The organism is Novosphingobium sp. SL115 (assembly GCF_026672515.1).
GTDB lineage: Bacteria > Pseudomonadota > Alphaproteobacteria > Sphingomonadales > Sphingomonadaceae > Novosphingobium.
The window spans coordinates 970977-993216 of record NZ_JAPPRG010000002.1 but is presented as its reverse complement, the minus strand read 5'-3'; the positions used below and the strand labels follow the sequence as shown (position 1 = coordinate 993216).

The following is a 22240-nucleotide window of genomic DNA, read 5'->3' as shown; positions in this document are numbered from 1 at the left end:
ATCCTGAACGTGCAGAAGGACCGAAGCACAGCGCTGACATCCTTCGACAGGCTCAGCACGAACGGCGGTGGTGAATTACCCCAGCAACCGCCGCGCTTCGTCGCAATCGCGCCCGATCTGCGCCACCAGCGCGTCAAGGCCATCATATTTGGCTTCAGGGCGCAGGAAGTGGTGAAACGCCACCTCGATTTCCTGCCCATACAGATCGCCCGAAAAATCGAAGAAGTGCGGTTCGAGCAGTTCCTTGGGCGGGTCGAACATCGGGCGGATGCCCATGTTGGCCGCGCCATTCACCACCCGGCCATCGGGCAGACGCCCTTTCACCGCATAGATGCCGTAACGCGGACGCAGATAGTTACCCATGTCCAGATTGGCGGTGGGAAAGTTGATCGTGCGGCCCAGCTTGTCGCCATGCTGTACAATGCCGCGAATGGCAAAAGGCCGCGTCAGCAAGCGCGCCGCGCTTTCGCAATCGCCCGCCAGCAAGGCATCGCGGATGCGGCTGGACGACACCACTTCGCCTTCCAGCGTGACCGCGCCCATCGCCCGCGCGCGCAGGCCAAAGCGCGCGCCCTGTTCGGACAGCACCTGCGGATTGCCGCTGCGCCCTTTGCCAAAGGTGAAATCCTCACCCGTCACCACGCCTACCGCGCCCAGATGCCCGGCAAGGCCGTGTTCAATCCATTCCGATGCGGTCATGCCCGCGACGTCCGCGCCAAAGTGGATCACCAGCATGGCGTCGGCCCCGGCAGCAGCGAACAGTTCCTGCCGCTGGTCCAGCGTGGTCAGTCGGAACGGCGCGGCATCGGGCGCGAAATAGCGCACCGGATGCGGATCGAACGTGGCGACAATCGCCGGACGGCCTTCTTCACGCGCCCAGCGGATCGCTTCGCCCACCACGGACTGATGACCCAGATGGAAGCCATCGAAATTGCCCAGCGCAACAATCCCGCCCCGCAAATGGTCGGGCACCGGTTCCAGACTGTTCAGGCGAATCACTACAGCGCGCCTCCATCAGGCGCGGTTCCGGCACGGATCATCAGCGGCGCGTTGTCCCCCATAGCCTTGCGTATTTCGGCGGCGATGGCGGCATCGTCAAGCAGCGCGTGCAGCACCAGCGCCATTACGCCGCGTTCCGGCGCAGCGTGACAAAGGCGTATGCGGGATGTTCGCCTGCTGCCTCATGCTCTTCCCGCATGATTTCGTGCCATTCGGGGCCAAGTGGCGGCATCACCGTATCGCCAGCGAACTGCCCGTGAACTTCGGTCAATTCCACGCGCGCCGCCAGCGGCAGGAACAGGCGATAGATTTCCGCCCCGCCCACAATCGCCACTTCGCCCGGCCCGGCAAGGTCCAGCGCCTGTTCGACGGTGGTGGCAACTTCTGCCCCTCCGGCCTGCCAGTTCGCATCGCGCGTCAGCACCACATGGCGGCGGCCCGGCAGCAATCCGGGCAGGCTTTCAAAGGTCTTGCGGCCCATCACCATGGGCTTGTCCATGGTCAGCGCCTTGAACCGCTTCAGGTCAGCAGGCAGCCGCCATGGCAAGGCATTGTCGCGCCCGATCACGCCATTGTCGGCGCGGGCATAGATCAGGAAAATATCCTGTTCTAGGCCCGTCACAGCACCAGCCGGGTGACATGGCCCATCTTGCGACCGGGACGCACCGCCGCCTTGCCATAAAGGTGCAGATGGTTGGCCGAATCGGACAGGATTGCGGGCCAGTCATGCGCGTCGTCGCCGATCAGGTTGTCCATCACCACGCCCTTGGCCGCCAGCGCAGTGGACCCCAGCGGCAACCCGCAAATCGCGCGCACATGGTTTTCGAACTGGCTGGTCAGCGCCCCTTCGATGCTCCAGTGCCCGGAATTGTGCACACGCGGAGCCATTTCATTGAAAACAGGCCCATTTTCTGTGGCGAAAAATTCCAGCGTTAGCACCCCGACATAGTCCAGCGCATCCGCCACCCTGCCCGCCAGCGTACGTGCTTCATCAACTTGCGCCAGAATGACAGCCGATGCCGGCACGCTCGACCGGTCCAGAATCCCGCCCTTGTGGACGTTTTCCGCGCTGTCCCAGAACCGTACTTCCCCCGCGGCCGTGCGCACAAGGATGACCGAAAATTCCGCTGCGAACGTGACGAAACCTTCGTAGATCAGCGGCACATCCGGCAGATCGATGGCATCGACATCGGACGGCTGCATGATGCGCCACTGGCCCTTGCCGTCATAACCATCGCGCCGGGTCTTGAGGATTCCGGGCGCGCCGATACGCGCCACCGCCGCCTTCAGATCATCCACCGAATCCACTTGCGCCCACGGCGCGGGCCTGCCCCCCAGCGGTTCGACGAAAGTCTTCTCATTCACCCGGTCCTGCGCCACTTCCAGCGCCTTTGCCGGCGGGTGCAGACGGGCGTGTCCGGTAATCGCGGCCAGCGGTGCGGCAGCGACATTCTCGAATTCGTAGGTCACCACGGCGCATTGCGCCGCAAAAGCCGCCAGCGCAGCCTCATCGTCATAGCTGCCCTGGGTGAAGGCCGCGCAGACATCCGCCGCAATCGAATCGGCCTCAGGCGCATAGACGTGGCAGCGATAACCGAGGTTGGCCGCCGCCAGCGCGATCATCCGGCCAAGCTGGCCGCCGCCAAGTATGCCGATGGTTTCACCGGGCGGGATCATGCGCAGCGTCTCCTCAAACCGGCTGTTCAGCAACCGAATCGGTCTGCGCGGTGCGGAACGCGATCAGCCGCTGCGCCAGCGCTTCGTCCGATGTGCCCAGGATCGACGCGGCCAGAATGCCCGCATTGGTCGCGCCGGGAACGCCGATGGCCAGCGTGCCCACGGGAATGCCACCGGGCATCTGCACGATCGACAACAGCGAATCCATGCCCTTCAGTGCCTTGGATTCCACCGGAACCCCCAGCACCGGCAGGTGCGTCATCGACGCGACCATGCCCGGCAGATGCGCCGCGCCGCCTGCGCCCGCGATGATGACCTTGAAGCCTTCCAGATGCGCGCCTTTGGCAAAGGCCACCAGCCGGTCGGGCGTGCGGTGCGCCGAAACGATGCGGCATTCATGGCCGACGCCCAGCTTTTCCAGCACGGCGGCCGCGTTCTTCATGGTTTCCCAGTCGGACTGGCTGCCCATGACGATGGCAACCGCAGGCTTGTCAGTCATTCCCCGCCCCTTTCAGGCTCAAGCGCTCAGCGCTCCGACAGGTAATAGCGCTCGATCTCGGCCAGCGAATCATCAAGCTCGTAAACGATCGGCTGCCCGGTTGGGATTTCGAGGCTGGTGATATCCTCGTCCGAAATGCCCGAAAGGTGCTTCACCAGCGCACGCAGCGAATTGCCATGGGCCGAAACGATTACCGTTTCCCCGGCCTTCAGTGCAGGCGCGATCTTTTCTTCCCAGCACGGCAGAACGCGCGCGATGGTGTCTTTCAGGCTTTCGGTCGCGGGCACGTCGATCCCGGCATAACGCGGGTCGCTGGCCAGATCGAATTCGCTGCCAGCGTCCAGCACCGGCGGTGGCACATCAAAGCTGCGGCGCCACACCTTGACCTGCTCGTCACCATGCTTGGCGGCGGTTTCGGCCTTGTCCAGCCCGGTCAGCCCGCCATAGTGGCGCTCGTTCAAACGCCAGTCCTTGTCTTCCTGAACCCACAGACGGCCCATCGCCTCAAGTGCCAGATGCAGCGTCTTGATCGCGCGGGTCTGCAACGATGTGAACGCCAGCGTCGGCAGCACGCCCTTGTCTCTCAGCAACTGACCCGCAGCAAAAGCCTCGGCCGCGCCCTTTTCGGTCACGTCCACGTCCCACCATCCGGTGAAGCGGTTTTCGAGGTTCCACTGCGACTGGCCGTGACGGATCAGGATCAGGCGGGGCATCGGGGCATCCTGTGACTGTTGAAAAATGTATCGCGGCCCCTAGCGTCACCCATGCCGATTGGAAAGGGCGCTTTCCGGTGAATCAGCCGATTCACCTGCGCTTGCGCCGGATTCATTTTCCCCGGCCTCGCCCAACGCACGCGCCTGCGCTTTGCGCCGCTTCAGGTTCTCGCGCAGGCGGGCGGCCAGCCGTTCTTCGCGGCTTGATGGTGTATTGTTATCGGTCATTGCCCCATATGATTGGCTCGCCGACGAAAATCACGCAAGCCCATTGGCTGGGCAGCCAGAACGGCGCTTGACAAAGGCCCAAGCCCCCGTCATTAGCGCGCCCCTGCCCACCGCCGCCCTTCACCGGGTCGCACGGTTGGCAGTGATGGAAATGGTGTGCTGCTGTAGCTCAGTGGTAGAGCGCATCCTTGGTAAGGCTGAGGTCGGGAGTTCAATCCTCCCCAGCAGCACCATTTCCTCGATATCATGGAAAATCTGGCCGTCAGGCCCGCAGGTCGGCCCAGTCGGGATGCCGCTTGAAAGCGGCTTCGACATAGCTGCATTGCGGCACGATCTTGAAGCCGAACGTGCGAGCATCGGCCACCAGCGCTTTCACCAGTTCCCCTGCCACACCACGTCCGCCGATTTCGGGGGGGACCAGCGTGTGGTCGGCAATCACCGTATCGCCCTGCCGTTTATAGGTCAGGCGGCCAATCACATCGCTGCCTTCGACCCGCGCGTGATATTCGCCGCGCGCGCCCTGATCGAGATGGGTTATTGCCACCTCCGCCTTTGTCGCCATGCCGTTTTCTCCTTTGCTTGACCTTCAACGCCCGCACCGACATGGCGGTTTCCGATGAAATTTTTCTCCGACAATGCCGCCGCCGTCCACCCCCGCGTTTGGGAGGCGATGCACAAGGCAGATGTGGCCGATTCCGCCTATGATGGCGATGCCCTGTCCGCCCGTCTGGACGATGCCTTTTCCGATCTGTTCGGCACGGAATGCGTCGGGCTGTGGGTCGCCACCGGCACGGCGGCCAACTGCCTTGCGCTGGCCGCCATGGTGCCGCCCCATGGCGGTGCCGTGTGCCACCGCGAGGCTCATATCGAAATGGACGAAGGCGGCGGGCCCGGCTTCTTCACCCATGGGGCCAAGCTGATGCTGGCCGATGGCGAAGGGGCCAAGCTGACCCCCGCCAGCATTTCCGCCGTGATCGACCCGATCCGCAACGATGGGCATCAGGTGCAGCCCCACGCCATATCGATCACGCAGGCGACCGAATATGGCCGTGTCTATTCGCCTGCCGAAGTCGCCCGCATCGGATCGCTGGCGCAGACCCGCGAATTGGGCCTGCATATGGATGGCGCGCGCTTTGCCAATGCGGTGGCCCATCTGGACTGCCACCCGGCCGACGTGACCGCGCGCGCCGGGGTGGATGTGCTGAGCTTTGGCTGTGTGAAGAACGGCGGGATGAGTGCCGAAGCGCTGGTGTTCTTCGACATGGAACTGGCCGATGTGGTGCGTTATCGCCGCAAGCGGGCCGGGCATCTGCAATCGAAAGGCCGCTATCTGGCGGCGCAGGTTCTGGCGATGGTCGAAAGCGATCTGTGGCTGGATAATGCCCGCGCCGCCAATGCCGCCGCGCAGGAAATTGCCGGTAGCGCAGGCGAGCGCCTGCTTCACCCGGTTGAGGCGAACGAGATTTTCCTGATCCTGTCTGACGACGAGAAAGATGCCCTGCGCGCTGCCGGGTTCGGGTTCCACGATTGGACCGTCCCTGCCGGTGCGTCCGGCGCGGCACGCATCGTCACCGCATGGGACAGTGATCCGGACCACGTTGCCGCGCTGGCCCGCGCCATCACTGCGCTATGACCGAGGCGGAACAGCCCGGTACCGCGCGGTTCTGGCAGTGGAGCATTGCCGGGCCGTTCCTGCTGGTCGCGCTGATCTGGGGATCGACCTGGCTGGTCATCAAGGACCAGATCGGCAGCGTGGGGCCAAGCTGGTCGGTCACCTGGCGGTTTGCGGCGGCAACGCTGGGCATGGCTGTGCTGGCGCTGGTCCGGCGCGAATCGCTGCGGCTTCCGACAGGTGGGGTGAAAGTGGCGCTGTTGTTGGGCCTCACGCAATTCGTGCTGAACTTTCAGTTCGTCTATCGCGCCGAACATCACCTGACATCGGGCATTGTCGCGGTGTTCTTCGCGCTACTGCTGGTGCCCAATGCGCTGCTGGCGTGGCTAGTGCTGAAACAGCCGGTAACGCGCGGATTCATTGGCGGCTCTGCTGTGGCCGGGGCCGGCATCGCGCTGCTATTGCTGCACGAATACCGCATGGCTCCGCCCGAAGGACAAGTCTTGACCGGCATCGCGCTGAACGCCGCTGCGCTGTGCAGCGCATCAGTCGCCAATATCCTTCAGGCCAGCGACACGGCCCGGCGGCAACCGATGATCCCGCTGCTGGTCTGGGCCATGGCGTTGGGCACCCTTATCGACGGCACGTTCGCATGGATCATGGAAGGTCCGCCGCAGTTCGATACCCGTCCCGGCTATCTGTTCGGGGTGCTCTATCTGGGGCTGATCGGATCGGTCGTAACCTTCCCGCTATATTTCCGCCTGTTGCAAAGGCTGGGCGCGGGGCGTGGAGCCTATAACGGGGTGCTGGTGCCGGTCGTTGCGATGCTGCTGTCCACCCTGTTCGAAGGCTACCGCTGGTCGGTGCTGGCAGTGGCTGGATCGGCGCTGGCCATGGTGGGGCTGGTGCTGGCGTTAAGGGCGCGCAACCCTTCACGGTAAGTGGGAAAGGCGGGCTGCCAGCCTAGCACCCGCTTGGCCTTGCCGTTGGCCACGCGGCGATTCTCGGCATAAAATGCCAGCGCCATGGGAGACAGGTTCGCCTGTTCCAGAGAAAGTAGTGGCGGCGGGGCGATGTCCAGCAGTCTTGCGGCTTCCTCGATCACCACGTTCTGGCTGCACGGCAGATCATCCGCCAGATTATAGGCGCCCGGCGGCCCCTTGAACGAGGCCATCACGCCGCTGACAATGTCTTCCACATGCACCCGGCTGAACACTTGCTCTGCCAACGCGATGCGATGCGCCTTCCCCTGTGCCACCCGGTCCAGCGCGCTGCGCCCCGGCCCATAGATTCCGGGCAGGCGGAACACCCGCCCCCGCGCATCCAGCACCTGCCAGCCAAGGTCTGCCTGCGCGCGGGCAGAACGGCGTCCGTGGCCCACAGAGGCGGATTCATCCACCCATGCGCCGCCCGCATCACCGTAAACCCCGGTGGAGGACAGGTATCCGATCCATTCCGCGCCGCTGTCGGCTATATCCGCGCCATAGGTATCCAGCACCGGATCGCCGCCATCACGCAAGGGCGGCACGGACGACAGAATATGCGTGGCACCAGCCAGTGCGCCCTGCACCGCCACGCGATCTGCAAAGGCCAGATCACCCGCGCTGCCAGTGCCGGTTACCTGCCAGCCAAGGGCGCGCAAGTGCCGGGCAAGAACCTGCGCGGTATAGCCCATTCCGAAGATCAGCATCTTTCCCATCAAAATCCCCATAACCGCGATTGCCCCGCCGCGCACGGGTTCCTAAGTTCACCTCCATGAACGATCTCTCCGGCACGCCCGTCTCCGCCCCATCCGTGATCCACCGTGCGGACTATCGCCCGCCTGCGTGGCTGGTGCCGGAAATCGCGCTCGATTTCGCGCTGTCGCTGGATGCAACGCGCGTGCAATCCACTTTGAAGGTTCAGAAAAACCCTGCCGCAACAGAAACTTCGCAGCTTCGCCTGAACGGTGACGGACTGGAGGCAAAAGCCGTGACGGTGGATGGCCAGCCGCACAACGACTGGCACATGGACGGCGCGGATCTGGTAATCGACCTGCCCGGTAGTGCGCATGACCTGGGCATTGAAACACTGATCGATCCCACGGCAAACACCCAGCTTTCAGGACTTTACGCCTCCAACGGCCTGCTGTGCACGCAATGCGAGGCCGAAGGTTTCCGCCGCATCACCTTCTTCCCCGATCGGCCCGATGTGCTTTCGGTCTATTCGGTGCGAATGGCAGGCGACAAGGCGCGGTTCCCGGTGCTGCTGTCCAACGGCAACCCGGTGGCCAGCGGCGACAATGCCGATGGCACGCACTGGGCGCAATGGAACGACCCGTGGCCCAAGCCAAGCTATCTTTTCGCGCTGGTCGCGGGCGATCTGGTGGCAAATCATGACGTGTTTACAACGCGTTCGGGCCGCGCTGTGAACCTTGCGATCTATGTCCGTCCCGGTGATGAAACCCGCACCGACCATGCCATGCATTCGCTGATCGCGTCGATGAAATGGGATGAGGATGTCTATGGCCGCGAATATGACCTTGATGATTTCAACATCGTCGCCGTCAGCGATTTCAACGCGGGCGCGATGGAGAACAAGGGGCTGAATATCTTCAACACCCGCTATATTCTGGCGGACCCGGAAACGGCCACCGATGGTGACTATGATGCCATCGAAGGTGTTGTTGCGCATGAATATTTTCACAACTGGTCAGGCAACCGCGTCACCTGCCGCGACTGGTTCCAGCTTTCGCTGAAGGAAGGCTTCACCGTCCTGCGCGACCAGCAGTTCAGCGCTGATCGCGGGTCGCCCCCGGTCAAGCGGATCGAGGATGTGCGGATTTTGCGCGCAGCGCAGTTCCCTGAGGATTCGGGGCCGCTGGCGCACCCGATCCGCCCGGATTCCTATCAGGAAATCAGCAACTTCTACACAGCCACCGTCTATAACAAGGGCGCGGAAGTCATCCGCATGATGACTGTCCTTGCCGGACGCGAACGCTACCTGAAAGGTACCGAACTGTACTTTGACCGCCACGATGGCGAGGCGGCGACGTGCGAAGACTTCGTGAAAGCGATGGAAGACGGGGCGGGCCTTGACCTGACCCAGTTCCGTCGCTGGTATGAACAAGCGGGCACGCCGAAGGTCAATGTCGAGATGGCGCTGCAGGGTTCCACCCTTACGCTGACCCTGACGCAGACCATGGCCCCCACGCCCGGCCAGCCGGTGAAGCTGCCGATGGTGATCCCGCTGCGCACCGCACTGTTTGACCGCGCCAGCGGCCAGCATCGCGGCGAGGAACTGCTGGTGCTGACCGAGGCCAGCCAGAGCTTCACTTTCGACGGGTTCGACGCCCTGCCGGTGCTGTCGATCAACCGCGGTTTTTCCGCGCCGGTTGAAGTGACCGCGCCGGTCACCGCCGAAGACCTTGTGTTCCTGGCCCGTCACGATGACGATCCCTTTGCCCGCTATGAAGCGATGCAGCAGCTGATCGTGCGCTATCTGGTGGGAGCCGTGGCCGGTACGCTGGCCGATGCCGATAGTGCGCGCGACGCCATTGGCGCGGCGATGGGCGCGATTCTGGATGATGCGGCGCTGGATGATCTGATGCGCGGCGAACTGCTGATCCTGCCGGGCGAGGCCTATCTTGCCGAACAGCTTGTCCGTGCCGACCCGACCCGCATCTTTGCCGAACGCGAAGGATTGAAGCGCTGGCTGGGCGAGACGCTGAAGGACAAGTGGCTGGCGCTGCACGACCGCTGCCTTGCCGTGCCTTACAGCCTTGAAGCGGCGGCACGCGGCGCGCGCAAGTGCAAGACGCAGGCGCTGGTCTATCTGGCCGCAGCAGACCCGGCAGAAGCCGCGCGCCGGGCCAAAGCGCAGTACGACACCGCCACCAACATGACCGACCGGCAGGCCGCGCTGATGGTGCTGTGCGGGCTGAACGCCCCTGAACGCGACGTGGCGCTAGCCGATTTCCATGCGCGGTTCGATGGCAACATGCTGGTGACCGACAAGTGGTTCTCGCTTCAGGCGGGATCACTGAATCCTGATGTGACCGAACACGTAAAGGCGCTGGCAGCCCACGCCGATTTCACCCTGACCAACCCCAACCGGGTCCGCGCCTTGTGGATGGCCTATGCGGTCAACGCGCAGGGGTTCCATAAGGCTGGCGGCGAAGGATACCGCCTGATTGCGGACCTGATCCTGAAACTGGACCCGATCAACGGCAATGTCGCCGCCCGCTTCGTGCCGCCGCTGGGCCGGTGGAAGAAGGTGGACGAGGCCCGCGCCACGCTGATGCGCAGCGAACTGGAACGGATCGCCGCCGAGCCAGGCCTGTCGCGCGATGTGCGCGAACAAGTGACCAAGAGCCTTGAGGCGTGAGCGTTGAAGCCCTGACGCATCCGCTGCTGGCAGGTGCAGCGCATGGCTTTATCGGGCGGCGCGGTGGGGTGAGCGTGGACGACCTTGCCGGGCTGAACGTCAGCTATAGCGATGATGACCCGGCGCTGACCGCCGAAAACCGCCGCCGCGCAACAGACGCGGTGCTGCCCGGCGGCATGTTGCAGACCTGTTATCAGATCCATTCGCCCGATGTGGTGACGGTGACGGACTGCTGGGCCGATGCTGACCGCCCCCGTGCCGATGCGCTGGTAACCGACCGGACCGGCGTGGTGCTGGGCGTGCTCACAGCGGATTGCGCGCCGGTGTTGTTCCACGATCCCACCGCAGGCGTGGTGGGCGCAGCGCACGCAGGTTGGAAGGGCGCGTTTACCGGGGTGACCGACGCCACGCTGGCGGCGATGGAAGCGCTGGGCGCGCGGCGGGAAAATGTTGCTGCGGTGGTCGGGCCGTGCATTGCGCAGAAAAGCTATGAAGTGGATGCCGCGTTCGAGGCGCGCTTTGCCGAACAGTCGGCTGAAAACGAACGCTTCTTTCGCGCCGGGCGCGAAGGCCATGCGTGGTTCGATCTGGAAGGCTATGTCGCCTCGCGCCTGCGCGATGCGGGCGTTGGGCGCGTGGGCATGCTGGGCGAGGATACTTATGCGCAGGAGGAGCGGTTCTATTCGTTCCGCCGCGCCACCCACCGCAAGGAAGCCAGCTATGGTCGGCAAATCTCTCTGATCGGGCTGTCTGCATCCTGACAGACCGGCCCATCCTCTACAGCTTTCGCCGCTGCCCTTATGCCATGCGGGCGCGACTGGCCGTGGCGGTCAGCGGCGTGGGGTGCGACTTGCGCGAAGTGAAGCTATCGGCCAAGCCGCCTGCCATGCTGGCCGTATCGCCCAAGGGAACGGTGCCGGTGCTGGTACTGCCCGACGGGGCCGTCATCGACCAGAGCCTCGACGTGATGCGCTGGGCGCTGGCCCGACATGATCCGGAAGGCTGGCTGGAGCGGGACGAGCCTGCGCTGATCGAGCGCAACGATGGGCCGTTCAAGCATGATCTTGACCGCTACAAATATCCCGAACGCCATGGCAGGGATCCGCTGGCGCATCGGGACAGCGGCCTTGCGTTTCTGCACGAACTGGACGGGCGGCTGGCAGCGCAAGGGCAGCTTTGCGGGGCAGCGCGCGGCTTGGCCGATATGGCGATCATGCCTTTCGTGCGCCAGTTCGCCGCCGTGGACCGCGACTGGTTCGATGGCATAGCCTTGCCGCATCTCAAGCCATGGCTGGCAGGTCACCTTGAATCCGACCTGTTCAATGCCGTCATGGTCCGGTTCGCGCCGTGGCAGGATGGCACACCGCCGATCCGCTTTCCGTCCTGATTCTGCCCCGGTGCACCCCGGCCGGCTATTGCTTCACAACGGTTCATCGCACGCTGCGCCCGCACAGCCCCCACGACGGGCATGTCCGCCGCGCACGTTCATCAATCAGAAAGTTTAGGTCGTAACACATCCGGCTTTTTACGGTCGCAAGGAGTGTTTCATGGCAGTTATTTCCCGCAAGCAGAGTGGTTTCCTCCTGCTTGCCGCAGTCGCCGCGTCAGCATCGGTTGGCGTTTCCGCCCGCCAGCAAGAGGCGTCAGACCCCAACATCATCGTTGAAGGCGAACCTTTGCCCGATACCAGTGCGATGACCAAGGGGCCTGAGATCAAGGGCATCATCACCGCACGCAAGGCAGACAAGCTGAAGGTGACGGCAGCCGATGGCACCAGCACGGTGGTCTTCATCAACGAGGACACCCGCATCAAGGCCAGTTCGGGCCTGTTTGGCAGCAAGAGCAAGCTGGAAGCTGCTTCGCTGCTGAACGGCCTGCCGGTTACGGTGAAGACGATGCAGGCAGGCTCGACCCTGCTGGCCAGCCAGATCAGCTTCAAGAACGGCGACTTCAAGACCGCCAACATGATCCGCAACGGCACCGCACAGGGCTTTGCCGAGCAGACCGCCGCCACGCAGGCGCTGCGCGGTCGCATGGGCGATATCGACAAGTACAACGTCAAGAACACCACGAACGTCTATTTCGACACCGGCAAGGCCGCGCTTTCGCCGCAGGCCAAGGCTGAACTGTGTCAGGCCGCCAGCACGGCAGACGGCATGGATAACGCGCTGCTGCTGGTCGTGGGTTATACCGATTCGGTCGGCAACGAGGATTACAACCAGCAGCTTAGCGAAAAGCGCGCGGCCAGCGTGATCAACTATCTGCAACAGCAGTGCCGCTGGAAGCCTTATCGCATGCTAACCCCTACCGGCATGGCTGAAGCCGACCCGGTGGCAGACAATACCACCGCTGAAGGCAAGGCCCAGAACCGCCGCGTTGCGGTGAACGTCCTTGTCAGCAAGGGTCTGGACGGGCTGTAAGAACAGGAAACGGGGCGGGCCTTGTGTGGCCGCCCCGCTACAGCAGACCTAGCGCCTGCATTCGCGCTTCAAGCGCATCGGCATCACCTGTGAAGTGATGCACGTTCCAGCCCAGACGCTTTGCCGTGGCGACATTCGCCGCGTTGTCATCGATGAACAACATTGTTTCCGGCGCGCGGGCGAAGCGGCGCGCGGCAAGGTGAAAGATTGCATCATCGGGCTTTATCAGGCGTTCGATGCCCGAAACCACGATATCGCGCATATGGTTCAGGATGGGGAACGTCGGGCGGAACAATTCCCACGCATCGACGCCGAAATTGGTGATCGCATATTGCGGCACGTCCTGCGCGGCCAGCCGTTCAATCAGGCCGTGGGTGCCGGGGACCGGGCCGGGCAGGCTTTCCAGCCAATGACTGGCATAGCGGGCGATGCGCGCGGCATGTTGCGGAAATTCGGCAGTGCGCGCGGCAACCATTTCGGCAAAGGAAACGCCTTCGTCGTGCTGGGCGTGCCAGTCTTCAGTCACCACCTGGGCCACGAATCGGGCGCGCTCGGCACAATCGGGAATCATGTCGCGGTAGATGCGGCCAAGATCGAATTCGACCAGCACCCGACCGATATCCCACACGACCGTATCAACCACACGCTCTGATTCAACCACGCGCTCTGGCACGAACGACACCCTGCAAACGACAGAACCCCCGCTTGTGGCGGGGGTTGGGGCCTCTACCGAAGTGAGGCCAGCCGTGTTTCCGGTGCAGCCCCGCCGTCGCGGGACCACACCGAAACTGGTTGATTAACCCTGGCGCGCCTTGAAGCGCTTCTGGGTCTTGTTGATCACATAGACGCGGCCACGGCGGCGGATTACGCGGTTGTCCCGGTGGCGGTCCTTGAGCGACTTCAGGCTGTTGCGAATCTTCATGTCGAATCCCTTTGCCCGAAGCTGACCGGGCTGAAAACTGAAGCGTGGCCGTTAAAGACGGCGACCGGCCAAGTCAACCTTTCCCGCGAATTTCATCGAGTTTGCGCTCCCACGCCAGCGCGTGGGCAACGATGGTATCGAGATCGGCATGTTGTGGCACCCATGGCAGCGTGGCCTTGATCCGGCTGTTGTCCGAAATCAGCGAATCAGGGTCGCCCGCGCGGCGCGGCTGCATGACGCGCACGATTTTATTGTTGGTCACCCGGTCCACCGCGTCCAGCACCTGCAAGACCGAGAACCCGCTGCCATAACCGCAGTTCATGGTCAGGCAGTCGCGCGGGCTGGCCACCAGTTCGGCCAGCGCCAGCACATGGGCCTGCGCCAGATCGGACACGTGGATGTAATCGCGCACGCCTGTACCATCGGGCGTGGCGTAGTCGGTGCCGAACACGCCGACCGATTCACGCTTGCCAAGCGCAGCCTCGACCGCGACCTTGATAAGATGTGTGGCCCCGGCGGTGGACTGGCCGGTGCGCGCCTGAGGATCGGCGCCTGCGACGTTGAAATAGCGCAATACGCAATAGTTCAGCGGATGCGCCTTTGCCACGTCGGCCAGCATCGTCTCGGTCATCAGCTTGGACATGCCATAAGGATTGATCGGCTTTTTCGGGCTGTCTTCGGTCACCGGCGAAACTTCGGGGATGCCATAGGTGGCCGCCGTGGATGAAAAGATGAAGTGCGCCACCCCGCCCTGCACTGCTGATTCGATCAGCGCGCGGCTTTTGGCGGTGTTGTTGTGGTAATACTTCAGCGGGTTCTCGACCGATTCGGGCACGATGATCGAGCCTGCAAAATGCATGATCGCCTTGATGCCCTGTTCCGCGATGATCCGGGCGACCAGCGCGCCGTCTTCGATATCGCCTTCATACAGCGGCACGCCATCAGGCACGGCAAAGCGGAAGCCGGTCGTCAGATTGTCGATCACAGCGACCGGCCAGCCTGCATCCTTGAGCGCGAGCACGGCATGGCTGCCGATGTATCCTGCACCGCCGGTTACGAGAACGGGAACCTTGGTCATCGACGAATCACTCCTGTTGCGCGAAGGATATAGGCCAGCCGCGCGTTCATACTTGCGACAGTGCAGGACGCTTACTGCCTTGTGCTGACTGCCCCTAGCCCTTCGTCGGATAAATTCGAATGAACGCCAGATTACCCTGTTTCGTAGCGCTTGCCCTTGCCCTGACAGGAACGGCGCAGGCCCAGCCCATGCCCGGTGGCATGTGGGGCGGTGGATATGGCGGAGGCATGATGGATCAGCGCCTGCGCGGCGCCGATGGGCGACGCTCTGCCGAACCATCGAAGAAGGTCGATGTCGAAGCCTATCGCGCCACCGATGCAGGCGATGCGCTGGGCAAGGGGCCGATTACGGTGTCCGCTGCGCCCGGCGTGGAAGCAGAATGGAAGCTGCCGGTCTATGAGGCTGCGGTGGTCGATGAACTGGCCAAGCTGGGATACGACACTGCCGTCAGCGGCGCGGAAGGCGGTCAGATTGCGCAGATCGGCATCAGCCACGCTGTTGTGGTGCCCGAAGAAGCCAAGAAGAAGCCGGTGTCAGGCGCGATGGAAGTGGGCGTTTCCAATCGCGGCAATTACAGCGCGCTGGCGCTGAACGTCGATCTGACCAAGGCGAAGAAAGCCATCATCTCCACCCGGCTGGACGTGCGTATCCGCGATCAGGCATCGGGTCGCGTGCTGTGGGAAGGCCATGCCGAAGCCCAGACGCGCGAGGACGATGACGGGCTGAACGATGGCGCGGTGGCGGCGCGGCTGGCATCGGCGCTGTTCGCCCGCTTCGCCGATGCGACCGAAGTTACGCCGGGCGGCTGATCACCGCTGCTGTGCCGTTTGACCTGTGCCGTTTGACATTGCGCGGGGCGGGATTGGTCCCCACCTTGGTGGCTGGAAGGATGCCACGCCAATGAAACGTCTTGCGGCTGCTATTGCCCTCTCAACCCTGATCGTCGCGCCAGCCCTTGCCAAACCGGCAGCGGTTGAGGTGACGCGGTTTCACACCGCGCAAACCCTGCCCCGGCTGAAAGGCGCAGCGCTGATCGTCGAAAGTGGTCCCGGCGCCGATGCCGCCAGCCTTGAAGGGCAAGTGTGGCAAGCCGCCGTGCAGCGCGAGCTTTCCGGCGCAGGCTTCGGCAGCGCCACACCCGGCGCGGCCGATGGCGTAGCCGAAGTGATGGTCGAGCGCGAAACGCTGCGCCGCGACCGGGCGCGCAGTCCTGTCAGCGTTGGCGTGGGTGGATCGACTGGCAGCTATGGCGGCGGTGTGGGGCTGGGCGTGGGCTTCAACCTTGGCGGCGGGCCGAAAGACATGGTGGTTACCCGCCTGTCCGTGCGCATTCGTGACCGCAAGACCGGCGAAGCGTTGTGGGAAGGCCGGGCCGAAACGCGCGAGAAGGCCAACGCAAAGGAAATCACCCCGTCGCTTGCCGCGCCCCGTCTGGCCCATGCGCTGTTCGCGGGCTTCCCCGGCACGTCGGGTGAGACTATCACCGTCAAATGACTGATATCCGCATCAATGCCGCGTTCGATTCCGGCAATATCGAAGTGCTGCACGTCGAAGGTGCCAGCGCCCGGTTGGCCATCCGCAAGGACCGCGATTCCGAGTTTTTCCAGTGGTTCCATTTCCGCGTCGACGGGGCGAAGGGCCGCGAGGTGGAACTGAAGATCACCGGGCTGGAGGCGTCCGCCTATCCCGGCGGCTGGCCGAACTATCGCGCTGCCTTTTCCGAAGACCGCGAATTCTGGGGCCGCACCGGCACCAGTTATGACCCGCGCGAGCAAGGCGGCACGCTGACCATCCGTCACACGCCCGATGCAGGCATGTGCTGGTTTGCCTATTTCGCGCCGTTTTCGATGGAGCGGCATCACGACATGGTGGCCGCCATCGCCAGCCTGCCCGGCGTGGATTATCGCAGCCTTGGCACCAGCATCGAAGGCCAGCCGATCGATTGCCTTGAGATGGGCAGCGGGGACAAGCAGGTCTGGCTTTATGCCCGCCAGCATCCCGGCGAATCGATGGCCGAATGGTGGATGGAAGGTGCGCTGGAAATGCTGACCGATCCGGCAGACCCGCATGCCCGCCGCCTGTTGCAGCTTTGCCGGTTCCATATTGTTCCCAATGCCAATCCTGACGGATCGTGCCGGGGGCATCTGCGCACCAATGCGGTGGGCGTGAACCTGAACCGCGAATGGCATGAACCCACAGCGCAGCGGTCCCCCGAAGTGCTGGCAATCCGCAATGCGATGGACGCAACCGGCGTCGATTTTGCCATGGACGTCCATGGGGACGAGGCGATTCCCTATGCCTTCATCGCCGGGTTTGAAGGCATCCCGGCGTGGACCGACGCGCTGGGCGAAGGCTATGCCCACTATCGCCACATTCTGGAACGCCGCACTCCCGATTTTCAGACCGCGCGCGGGTATCCCACAGCAGCGCCAGGCCGGGCCAACCTTGCCATGTCGACCAATCAGGTAGCGCAGCGGTTCGGCTGCGTGGCGATGACACTGGAAATGCCGTTCAAGGACAATGACGACCTGCCCTGCGCTGTGCAGGGATGGAGTCCGGAACGGTCAAAACATCTGGGCCGCGACTGTATGGCCGCGTTGCTGGAATGGCTGGAGCGTTAAGCGCTTTTACCGTGCGTTAACGGATCGGGGCGCATGGCGTGGATATGAGCCGCACCATTGCCCTGATCCATGCGAACCACCCCGCACTTGCCTTGCAGGAACTGCTGCGCAAGACGATTGTGCTGGGCTGCGCGACCGCGCTGATCCTTGCCGGACGCGCGCTTCCTTTCTGACCTTTCGCTGTCAGAGGATTTCCAGCACCAGTTCTTTCGGACGACACAGCCGCACACCCTTTTCGGTTTCCACCAGTGGCCGTTCGATCAGCTTCGGCTCTGCCGCCATCGCAGCCAGCACGGTTGCATCATCTGCCTGTGGCAGTCCGCGTTCTTGCGCATCGGTGCCCCGCAAACGCAGTCCCTGCTGCGGCGTAATCCCGGCATCCCGGTAAATCTGCGCCAACTTTTCTGCGCCGGGCGGCATTTTCAGATATTCCACCACGGTTACGTCATGGCCCGCATCCTGCAGGATCGCCAGCGTGTTGCGCGACGTGCCGCAGGCTGGATTGTGCCAGATCGTTGCTTTCATGCCCTGTTCCTTTTGACTCAATTCGCACCCGGCGGGGTAATCGCAGGCGGCGGAGCGGCGCTGATCGTTTCTTCACCGCGCATCACCCGTGCCGCGCGCTGGATTGCACGGATCAGCCGGGGATAGACGCCGCAGCGACAGATATTGGTGATAGCCCGTGCAATGTCTTCATCGGCAGGGACGGCATTGCCCGCCAGCAACGCGGCTGCGGCCATCACGATACCCGGCGTGCAGAACCCGCACTGGATCGCCTGTTCGGCCACCAGCGCCTGCTGCACCGGATGCGACCGGTCGCCCGATAAACCCTCGATGGTAGTGACGCTGCGCCCTTCGGCCTCACCCAGCAGCAGCGTGCAACTGGGCATCGCCTGCCCATCGACAATGACGGTGCAGGCCCCGCATTCGCCCGTGCCGCAGCCATATTTGGTGCCGGTCAGATTTGCCGCATCGCGCAGCGCCCACAGCAGCGGAGTATCGTCATCAAGGCGATACTGCACGGGCTGGTTGTTGACGGTAAGGCGGGCCATGTCCCCCGCTTAGCCGCAGGGTAGCCGTTCAATCAATCCCGCCAGCTACGGTCAATCCGGTCAATCCGCCGGGTCCATGCAGCAAAATCCGCCTCGCCCACCGCGCCGCCTGCGCTCACTTGCGAAAGATCGCGCTGGTGAATGGCGATCACATCGTCCGGCACACGGATGGCGGGGCGGCCCATCGACAGCGTGGCAATCTGGATTTCGCAGGCGCGTTGCAGGCTCCACTGCATGATGAACATCTGTGGCAGGGTTTGCGCCAAAACCACCGGCCCGTGGTTCTTCAGCATCAGGATACGCTTGCTGCCGAGGTTTTCCAGCAAGCGTTCGCCCTCTTCGGCGCGCACCGTCACGCCTTCAAAATCGTGATAGGCCAGTTGGTTGGCAAAATTGCAGGCATAGAAGTTGATCGGCATCAGCCCTTCTTCAAGGCTGCACACCGCCATCGTTTCGGTCGTGTGGACATGGGCAATGGCATGCGCCCACGGCAGATGCCGATGGAAATAGGCATGCTGGGTGAAACCTGCCTGATTGACCGGATGGGGACTGTGATCCAGCTTGTTGCCGTCGATGTCGATCTTGACCAGATTCGATGCGGTGACTTCGCAATAGAGCAGGCCAAACGGGTTGATAAGGAACGCGCCCTCTTCGCCCGGCACTTTCAGCGAAATGTGGTTATAGATCGATTCCGACCAGCCCAGATGGTCATAGATGCGATAGCACGCGGCCAGATCCTGCCGCGCCTGCCATTCGGCATCACTGCATTCGATATTGGCCCGATGCAGGTTGGTCATGGCGCGCTCTCTCCACAATTGATCTGGTTGTTATCTGCAACCTGTATCGCAAGGACCAAAAGCGCAAGTCGCCTGTGCTCCTACTTGCGATCATCCTCCCACCGCCGCGCCACCCGGCGCTCCACCGCGCGAAAAAGCGCGTCCAGATCGTCGCGGTTCACGTCCAGCACTTCATCCCATTCATCCAGCACGGCATCCAGATCGGCCCGCTGATATGTGCCGACCCACGGGATTTGCGGCGTTGGTGGCGCCTGCACCGGACGGTGCGGCCATGCGTGGCCGGTCAGATTGTTGTATAGCCAGCCAACTGCAATCAGCACGGCCACATTCAGGCCCAGCGGCAACAGCAGTACTGCCCACGATCCATCGGCAGACGTCGCAGTCAACGCCCCCAGCACCGCACATGCACCGCCCGGTGGATGCAGGCAGCGCGCATAAGTCATCGCTGCAATCGCAAGGCCCATTGCCACACCCACGGCAAGCGTCGGCACATCCGCCAGCATGTGGCCGACCAGTAGCCCCGCCAGCGCCGAAATCATGCTGCCGCCGAGCACCGACCAAGGTTGCGCCAGCGGGCTGGCCGGAACCGCAAAGACCAGCACCGCCGATGCCCCCACCGGCGCGACGATCCACGGCCAATGGTGACCTGCAGGAAGAACGTGGCCCAGCAACCCGGCCAGCGCCACACCGATGAGCGCGCCCGTGGCCCCGCGTGCCCAGCCCAGACGTCCGCCGGGGCGCAACTGGCCAAACATTTTCGAGCCGGATGGCATCGGCACAATACTCCTCTCGGTCCCCGGCACGCCTTTGGACAGACGCAGACCGCAGGCAAGAAAAAAGGGGCTGACCGAACGGCCAACCCCTTGATTCTTGAAGCCTTGCGACTGTCTGAAACGCGATTAGCGCTTCGAGAACTGGAAGCTGCGGCGAGCCTTGGCCCGGCCATACTTCTTACGTTCAACAACGCGGCTATCGCGGGTCAGGAACCCGGCAGCCTTGACCGCGCCACGCAGGGCAGGTTCAAACTTCGACAGCGCCTGAGCGATGCCGTGCTTGACCGCGCCGGCCTGGCCCGAAAGGCCACCACCCTTGACGGTGCAGACGATGTCGTACTGGCCTTCGCGACCGGCAACCTGGAACGGCTGGTTGATAACCAGACGCAGGGTCGGACGGGCGAAGTACACTTCCTGATCGCGGCCATTGACGGTGACCTTGCCCGAACCGGGCTTCAGCCACACGCGGGCCACGGCGTCCTTGCGGCGGCCGGTAGCATACGAACGGCCCTGTGCGTCAACTTCACGATCACGCAGCGGAGCTGCAGGACCGGTGCGAACGACGGGAGCTTCTTCACCAGCTTCGGCAGGAGCAGCGGCAGCGGCAGGTGCGCTGACGGTCAGATCCTTGAGATCAGCCAGGCTGGAGACGGTGTTTTCGGTTTCGGCCATGATTATGCACCCACCTTGTTCTTGCGGTTCATCGAAGCGACGTCGAGCGCCACCGGCTGGGTGCCGCCATGCGGGTGTTCAGCACCAGCATAGAGGTGAAGGGCGCGCATCTGCGCACGGCCAAGCGGACCGCGCGGGATCATGCGTTCAACCGCCTTTTCAAGCACGCGCTCAGGGAAACGACCACCTAGGACCTTGTCCGCGGTGACTTCCTTGATGCCGCCGGCATAGCCGGTGTGCTTGTAGTAGGTCTTGTTCTTGAGCTTGTTGCCCGTCAGACGCACCTTGTCGGCGTTGATGACGACAACGTGGTCGCCACAATCGACGTGGGGCGTGAAGCTCGGCTTGTGCTTGCCGCGCAGACGGTTGGCGATGACGACGGCCAGACGGCCAACCACCAGACCTTCGGCATCGATAAGATGCCAGTTCTTTTCCACCTCGGCCGGTTTGATCGACCGGGTGACCTTGCTGAGTGCCTTCATGGCGCTTCGGTTCCCTGGATTTCTGTGCGTCGCACACCCGGAAATCCGCGCATCACGACGAAGGAAGCGCGCCTTTGTTGCATATGGCCCAAAGAGTCAAGCAATCCGGGCCTTTTCGGAGAGGTAAAATAATACCTTCCGGTTTTTGTGCCCCTTCAAAATGCATCTTGTCGGCGCGCGCTCAGCAGATGTGCGCTCCACGTCGTTGCCGCCACCAGCAGCGCGCCGACAAGCTGGTGCAGCACCGCAATCCACAGCGCCACGCCGCTCCATACGGTGAATATCCCTAGCAGAACCTGCGTGCCGAACACCGAATGCAGCACGATGGAGGCCTTGCGATCCGTCTTGCGCAGGCGCCGCGCGACAATCACCAGCACCACGACCACAGCCCACGCCCACCAGCGATGGATAAAGTGGACGAGGAACGGATCGGACACGAAGGCATGGACCGCACCCAGCGCCCAGTCGACGCCGTCGGGATAGACACTGCCCTGCATCAGCGGCCATGCATCCCAGTTGAACCAGCCGCCGCCCGCCGATGTGCCCGCGCGCATTCCTGCAACCAGCGCGCCATAGAAAAGCTGCACCACCAGCATGATCAGCGCCAGCAAGCCAACGCCGTGCAGCTTTGCGCGCGGGCGCCCTTTTGCCAGGGCGACAAGGTCCAGCGCGGTCCAGATCAGCCCGCCCAGCGTGAACAGCGCGACCAGCAGGTGCGTAGCAAGGCGGAAATGGCTGACCTTCACATCGTTGACGATGCCCGATTTGACCATCCACCAGCCGACCGCGCCCTGCGCCGCGCCCAGCGCCAGAAGTGCCAGCAGGCGGGGCTTGTAGCCCTGCGGAATGCGCCCCTTGATCCAGAACCACGCCAGCGGCAGCGCAAACACCAGCCCGATGGTGCGCGCCAGCAGGCGGTGGACCCATTCCCAGAAGAAGATGAACTTGTAGGATTCCAGCGTCATCCCCGCCGGACCATTTATCAGGACATATTGTGGGGTCTGGCGATAGGCGTCGAATTCTGCCTGCCATTGTGCCTGCGTGATTGGCGGGATCGTGCCGGTTACCGGCTTCCATTCGGTGATGGATACACCCGATTCGGTGAGTCGGGTAATACCGCCAACCGCAACGATGGCCACGACCATCAGCGCGACGATGAACAGCCAGCGCGCCAGAGCCAGCGCATCTTTCGGGGTGGAGGGCGATTGGGCAGCAGTCATGACACTGTGCCCTGCGCGCAGCCATAGCGAATCGCAAGAGGGTTCGTCGGGCATATGATGAGGCATATTGACCAAGCCTCATTTGCGGCAGACCCTTGCGCAATGATACA

At 63.2% G+C, this 22240-nt stretch carries 29 protein-coding genes and 1 tRNA gene; 11 read left to right on the top strand and 19 right to left on the bottom strand.

Going from position 1 to position 22240, the window contains the following annotated elements:
• Positions 1 to 75: 75 nt before the first annotated feature.
• Genes OVA07_RS06340 through OVA07_RS06310 form a run of 7 tightly spaced genes read right to left on the bottom strand, consistent with a single transcriptional unit; the run spans position 76 to position 4116 of the window.
• Positions 76 to 999, bottom strand: coding sequence for a bifunctional riboflavin kinase/FAD synthetase (locus tag OVA07_RS06340; protein ID WP_268170626.1), 924 nt, complete (start codon positions 997 to 999; stop codon positions 76 to 78).
• Positions 999 to 1124 carry a hypothetical protein gene (locus OVA07_RS06335; protein WP_268170625.1) on the bottom strand — a complete coding sequence of 42 codons (126 nt, stop codon included), beginning with the start codon at positions 1122 to 1124 and terminating at the stop codon, positions 999 to 1001. The genes OVA07_RS06340 and OVA07_RS06335 overlap by 1 nt, the downstream gene beginning before the upstream one ends.
• Complete coding sequence (locus tag OVA07_RS06330) at positions 1124 to 1621, bottom strand: dihydrofolate reductase (protein WP_268170624.1); 498 nt, start codon at positions 1619 to 1621, stop codon at positions 1124 to 1126. The genes OVA07_RS06335 and OVA07_RS06330 overlap by 1 nt, the downstream gene beginning before the upstream one ends.
• Positions 1618 to 2676 carry a 5-(carboxyamino)imidazole ribonucleotide synthase gene (locus tag OVA07_RS06325; RefSeq protein WP_268170623.1) on the bottom strand — a complete coding sequence of 353 codons (1059 nt, stop codon included), beginning with the start codon at positions 2674 to 2676 and terminating at the stop codon, positions 1618 to 1620. Before OVA07_RS06325 ends, OVA07_RS06330 begins: the two co-directional genes overlap by 4 nt.
• A 13-nt stretch (positions 2677 to 2689) precedes the next feature.
• Positions 2690 to 3175, bottom strand: coding sequence for a 5-(carboxyamino)imidazole ribonucleotide mutase (gene purE / locus OVA07_RS06320; protein WP_268170622.1), 486 nt, complete (start codon positions 3173 to 3175; stop codon positions 2690 to 2692).
• Positions 3176 to 3201: 26 nt separating this feature from the next.
• On the bottom strand, positions 3202 to 3888 hold the full coding sequence (gpmA, locus tag OVA07_RS06315) for a 2,3-diphosphoglycerate-dependent phosphoglycerate mutase (RefSeq protein ID WP_268170621.1): 687 nt from the start codon (positions 3886 to 3888) through the stop codon (positions 3202 to 3204).
• Between the two features lie 45 nt (positions 3889 to 3933).
• Positions 3934 to 4116, bottom strand: coding sequence for a hypothetical protein (locus OVA07_RS06310; RefSeq protein ID WP_268170620.1), 183 nt, complete (start codon positions 4114 to 4116; stop codon positions 3934 to 3936).
• Between the two features lie 158 nt (positions 4117 to 4274).
• Here OVA07_RS06310 and OVA07_RS06305 point away from each other — a divergent pair.
• Positions 4275 to 4349 (top strand) — tRNA-Thr (locus tag OVA07_RS06305).
• A 29-nt stretch (positions 4350 to 4378) separates the two neighbouring features.
• Here OVA07_RS06305 and OVA07_RS06300 read toward each other — a convergent pair.
• Positions 4379 to 4678 (bottom strand): GNAT family N-acetyltransferase, encoded by a 300-nt coding sequence (locus OVA07_RS06300; protein ID WP_268170619.1) that lies wholly within the window; start codon positions 4676 to 4678, stop codon positions 4379 to 4381.
• 54 nt (positions 4679 to 4732) lie between these two features.
• On the opposite strand from OVA07_RS06300, the gene OVA07_RS06295 reads away from it, so the two are divergent.
• Together OVA07_RS06295 and OVA07_RS06290 are read left to right on the top strand one after the other, a co-directional pair.
• Positions 4733 to 5749, top strand: coding sequence for a threonine aldolase family protein (locus tag OVA07_RS06295; protein WP_268170618.1), 1017 nt, complete (start codon positions 4733 to 4735; stop codon positions 5747 to 5749).
• The gene (locus OVA07_RS06290) at positions 5746 to 6669 is read left to right on the top strand and encodes a DMT family transporter (RefSeq protein ID WP_268170617.1); all 924 of its coding nucleotides are present in this window, start codon (positions 5746 to 5748) and stop codon (positions 6667 to 6669) included. Before OVA07_RS06295 ends, OVA07_RS06290 begins: the two co-directional genes overlap by 4 nt.
• Here the strand turns inward: OVA07_RS06290 and OVA07_RS06285 are convergent.
• Complete coding sequence (locus OVA07_RS06285) at positions 6579 to 7427, bottom strand: SDR family NAD(P)-dependent oxidoreductase (protein ID WP_268170616.1); 849 nt, start codon at positions 7425 to 7427, stop codon at positions 6579 to 6581. The genes OVA07_RS06290 and OVA07_RS06285 overlap by 91 nt on opposite strands.
• 56 nt (positions 7428 to 7483) lie before the next feature.
• Between OVA07_RS06285 and pepN the strand changes: the two genes are divergently transcribed.
• From pepN to OVA07_RS06265, 4 genes are all read left to right on the top strand, one after another.
• A complete protein-coding gene (pepN, locus tag OVA07_RS06280; RefSeq protein WP_268170615.1) occupies positions 7484 to 10093 on the top strand; it encodes an aminopeptidase N in 2610 nt (869 codons plus the stop codon).
• The gene (gene pgeF, locus OVA07_RS06275; protein WP_268170614.1) at positions 10090 to 10854 is read left to right on the top strand and encodes a peptidoglycan editing factor PgeF; all 765 of its coding nucleotides are present in this window, start codon (positions 10090 to 10092) and stop codon (positions 10852 to 10854) included. The genes pepN and pgeF overlap by 4 nt, the downstream gene beginning before the upstream one ends.
• On the top strand, positions 10851 to 11480 hold the full coding sequence (locus OVA07_RS06270) for a glutathione S-transferase (RefSeq protein ID WP_268172630.1): 630 nt from the start codon (positions 10851 to 10853) through the stop codon (positions 11478 to 11480). Before pgeF ends, OVA07_RS06270 begins: the two co-directional genes overlap by 4 nt.
• A gap of 160 nt (positions 11481 to 11640) precedes the next feature.
• Positions 11641 to 12513, top strand: coding sequence for an OmpA family protein (locus OVA07_RS06265; RefSeq protein ID WP_268170613.1), 873 nt, complete (start codon positions 11641 to 11643; stop codon positions 12511 to 12513).
• A 37-nt stretch (positions 12514 to 12550) separates the two neighbouring features.
• On the opposite strand, the gene OVA07_RS06260 is transcribed toward OVA07_RS06265, so the two are convergent.
• From OVA07_RS06260 to galE, 3 genes are all read right to left on the bottom strand, one after another.
• Positions 12551 to 13186, bottom strand: coding sequence for an HAD-IA family hydrolase (locus OVA07_RS06260; protein WP_268170612.1), 636 nt, complete (start codon positions 13184 to 13186; stop codon positions 12551 to 12553).
• Positions 13187 to 13309: 123 nt separating this feature from the next.
• Complete coding sequence (gene ykgO, locus OVA07_RS06255) at positions 13310 to 13435, bottom strand: type B 50S ribosomal protein L36 (protein ID WP_011446910.1); 126 nt, start codon at positions 13433 to 13435, stop codon at positions 13310 to 13312.
• A gap of 73 nt (positions 13436 to 13508) precedes the next feature.
• The gene (gene galE / locus OVA07_RS06250) at positions 13509 to 14513 is read right to left on the bottom strand and encodes a UDP-glucose 4-epimerase GalE (RefSeq protein WP_268170608.1); all 1005 of its coding nucleotides are present in this window, start codon (positions 14511 to 14513) and stop codon (positions 13509 to 13511) included.
• A 119-nt stretch (positions 14514 to 14632) separates the two neighbouring features.
• On the opposite strand from galE, the gene OVA07_RS06245 reads away from it, so the two are divergent.
• The 4 genes from OVA07_RS06245 to OVA07_RS06230 all read left to right on the top strand — a co-directional run bounded on the left by OVA07_RS06245 (position 14633) and on the right by OVA07_RS06230 (position 17307).
• Positions 14633 to 15322: a DUF4136 domain-containing protein gene (locus tag OVA07_RS06245; RefSeq protein WP_268170607.1), complete on the top strand. Its 690-nt coding sequence runs from the start codon at positions 14633 to 14635 to the stop codon at positions 15320 to 15322.
• Positions 15323 to 15413: 91 nt separating this feature from the next.
• Positions 15414 to 16007, top strand: coding sequence for a DUF4136 domain-containing protein (locus tag OVA07_RS06240; protein ID WP_268170606.1), 594 nt, complete (start codon positions 15414 to 15416; stop codon positions 16005 to 16007).
• Positions 16004 to 17134 (top strand): M14 family metallopeptidase, encoded by a 1131-nt coding sequence (locus tag OVA07_RS06235; RefSeq protein WP_268170605.1) that lies wholly within the window; start codon positions 16004 to 16006, stop codon positions 17132 to 17134. Before OVA07_RS06240 ends, OVA07_RS06235 begins: the two co-directional genes overlap by 4 nt.
• A 44-nt stretch (positions 17135 to 17178) precedes the next feature.
• Complete coding sequence (locus OVA07_RS06230; protein ID WP_268170604.1) at positions 17179 to 17307, top strand: hypothetical protein; 129 nt, start codon at positions 17179 to 17181, stop codon at positions 17305 to 17307.
• A 10-nt stretch (positions 17308 to 17317) separates the two neighbouring features.
• Here the strand turns inward: OVA07_RS06230 and arsC are convergent, their stop codons facing one another.
• The 7 genes from arsC to OVA07_RS06195 form a co-directional block, all read right to left on the bottom strand.
• Complete coding sequence (gene arsC, locus OVA07_RS06225) at positions 17318 to 17659, bottom strand: arsenate reductase (glutaredoxin) (protein ID WP_268170603.1); 342 nt, start codon at positions 17657 to 17659, stop codon at positions 17318 to 17320.
• 17 nt (positions 17660 to 17676) lie between these two features.
• Positions 17677 to 18186, bottom strand: coding sequence for a (2Fe-2S)-binding protein (locus OVA07_RS06220; protein ID WP_268170602.1), 510 nt, complete (start codon positions 18184 to 18186; stop codon positions 17677 to 17679).
• A 32-nt stretch (positions 18187 to 18218) separates the two neighbouring features.
• Positions 18219 to 18983, bottom strand: a complete 765-nt coding sequence (locus tag OVA07_RS06215; protein WP_268170601.1) for a class II aldolase/adducin family protein — start codon at positions 18981 to 18983, stop codon at positions 18219 to 18221.
• An 80-nt stretch (positions 18984 to 19063) separates the two neighbouring features.
• Complete coding sequence (locus tag OVA07_RS06210; protein ID WP_268170600.1) at positions 19064 to 19756, bottom strand: HPP family protein; 693 nt, start codon at positions 19754 to 19756, stop codon at positions 19064 to 19066.
• A 126-nt stretch (positions 19757 to 19882) separates the two neighbouring features.
• Positions 19883 to 20428 (bottom strand): 30S ribosomal protein S9, encoded by a 546-nt coding sequence (gene rpsI, locus OVA07_RS06205; RefSeq protein WP_268170599.1) that lies wholly within the window; start codon positions 20426 to 20428, stop codon positions 19883 to 19885.
• Positions 20429 to 20430: 2 nt separating this feature from the next.
• Positions 20431 to 20910, bottom strand: a complete 480-nt coding sequence (gene rplM, locus OVA07_RS06200) for a 50S ribosomal protein L13 (protein ID WP_268170598.1) — start codon at positions 20908 to 20910, stop codon at positions 20431 to 20433.
• A 155-nt stretch (positions 20911 to 21065) separates the two neighbouring features.
• The gene (locus OVA07_RS06195; protein WP_268170597.1) at positions 21066 to 22130 is read right to left on the bottom strand and encodes a COX15/CtaA family protein; all 1065 of its coding nucleotides are present in this window, start codon (positions 22128 to 22130) and stop codon (positions 21066 to 21068) included.
• Between the last annotated feature and the right edge of the window lie 110 nt (positions 22131 to 22240).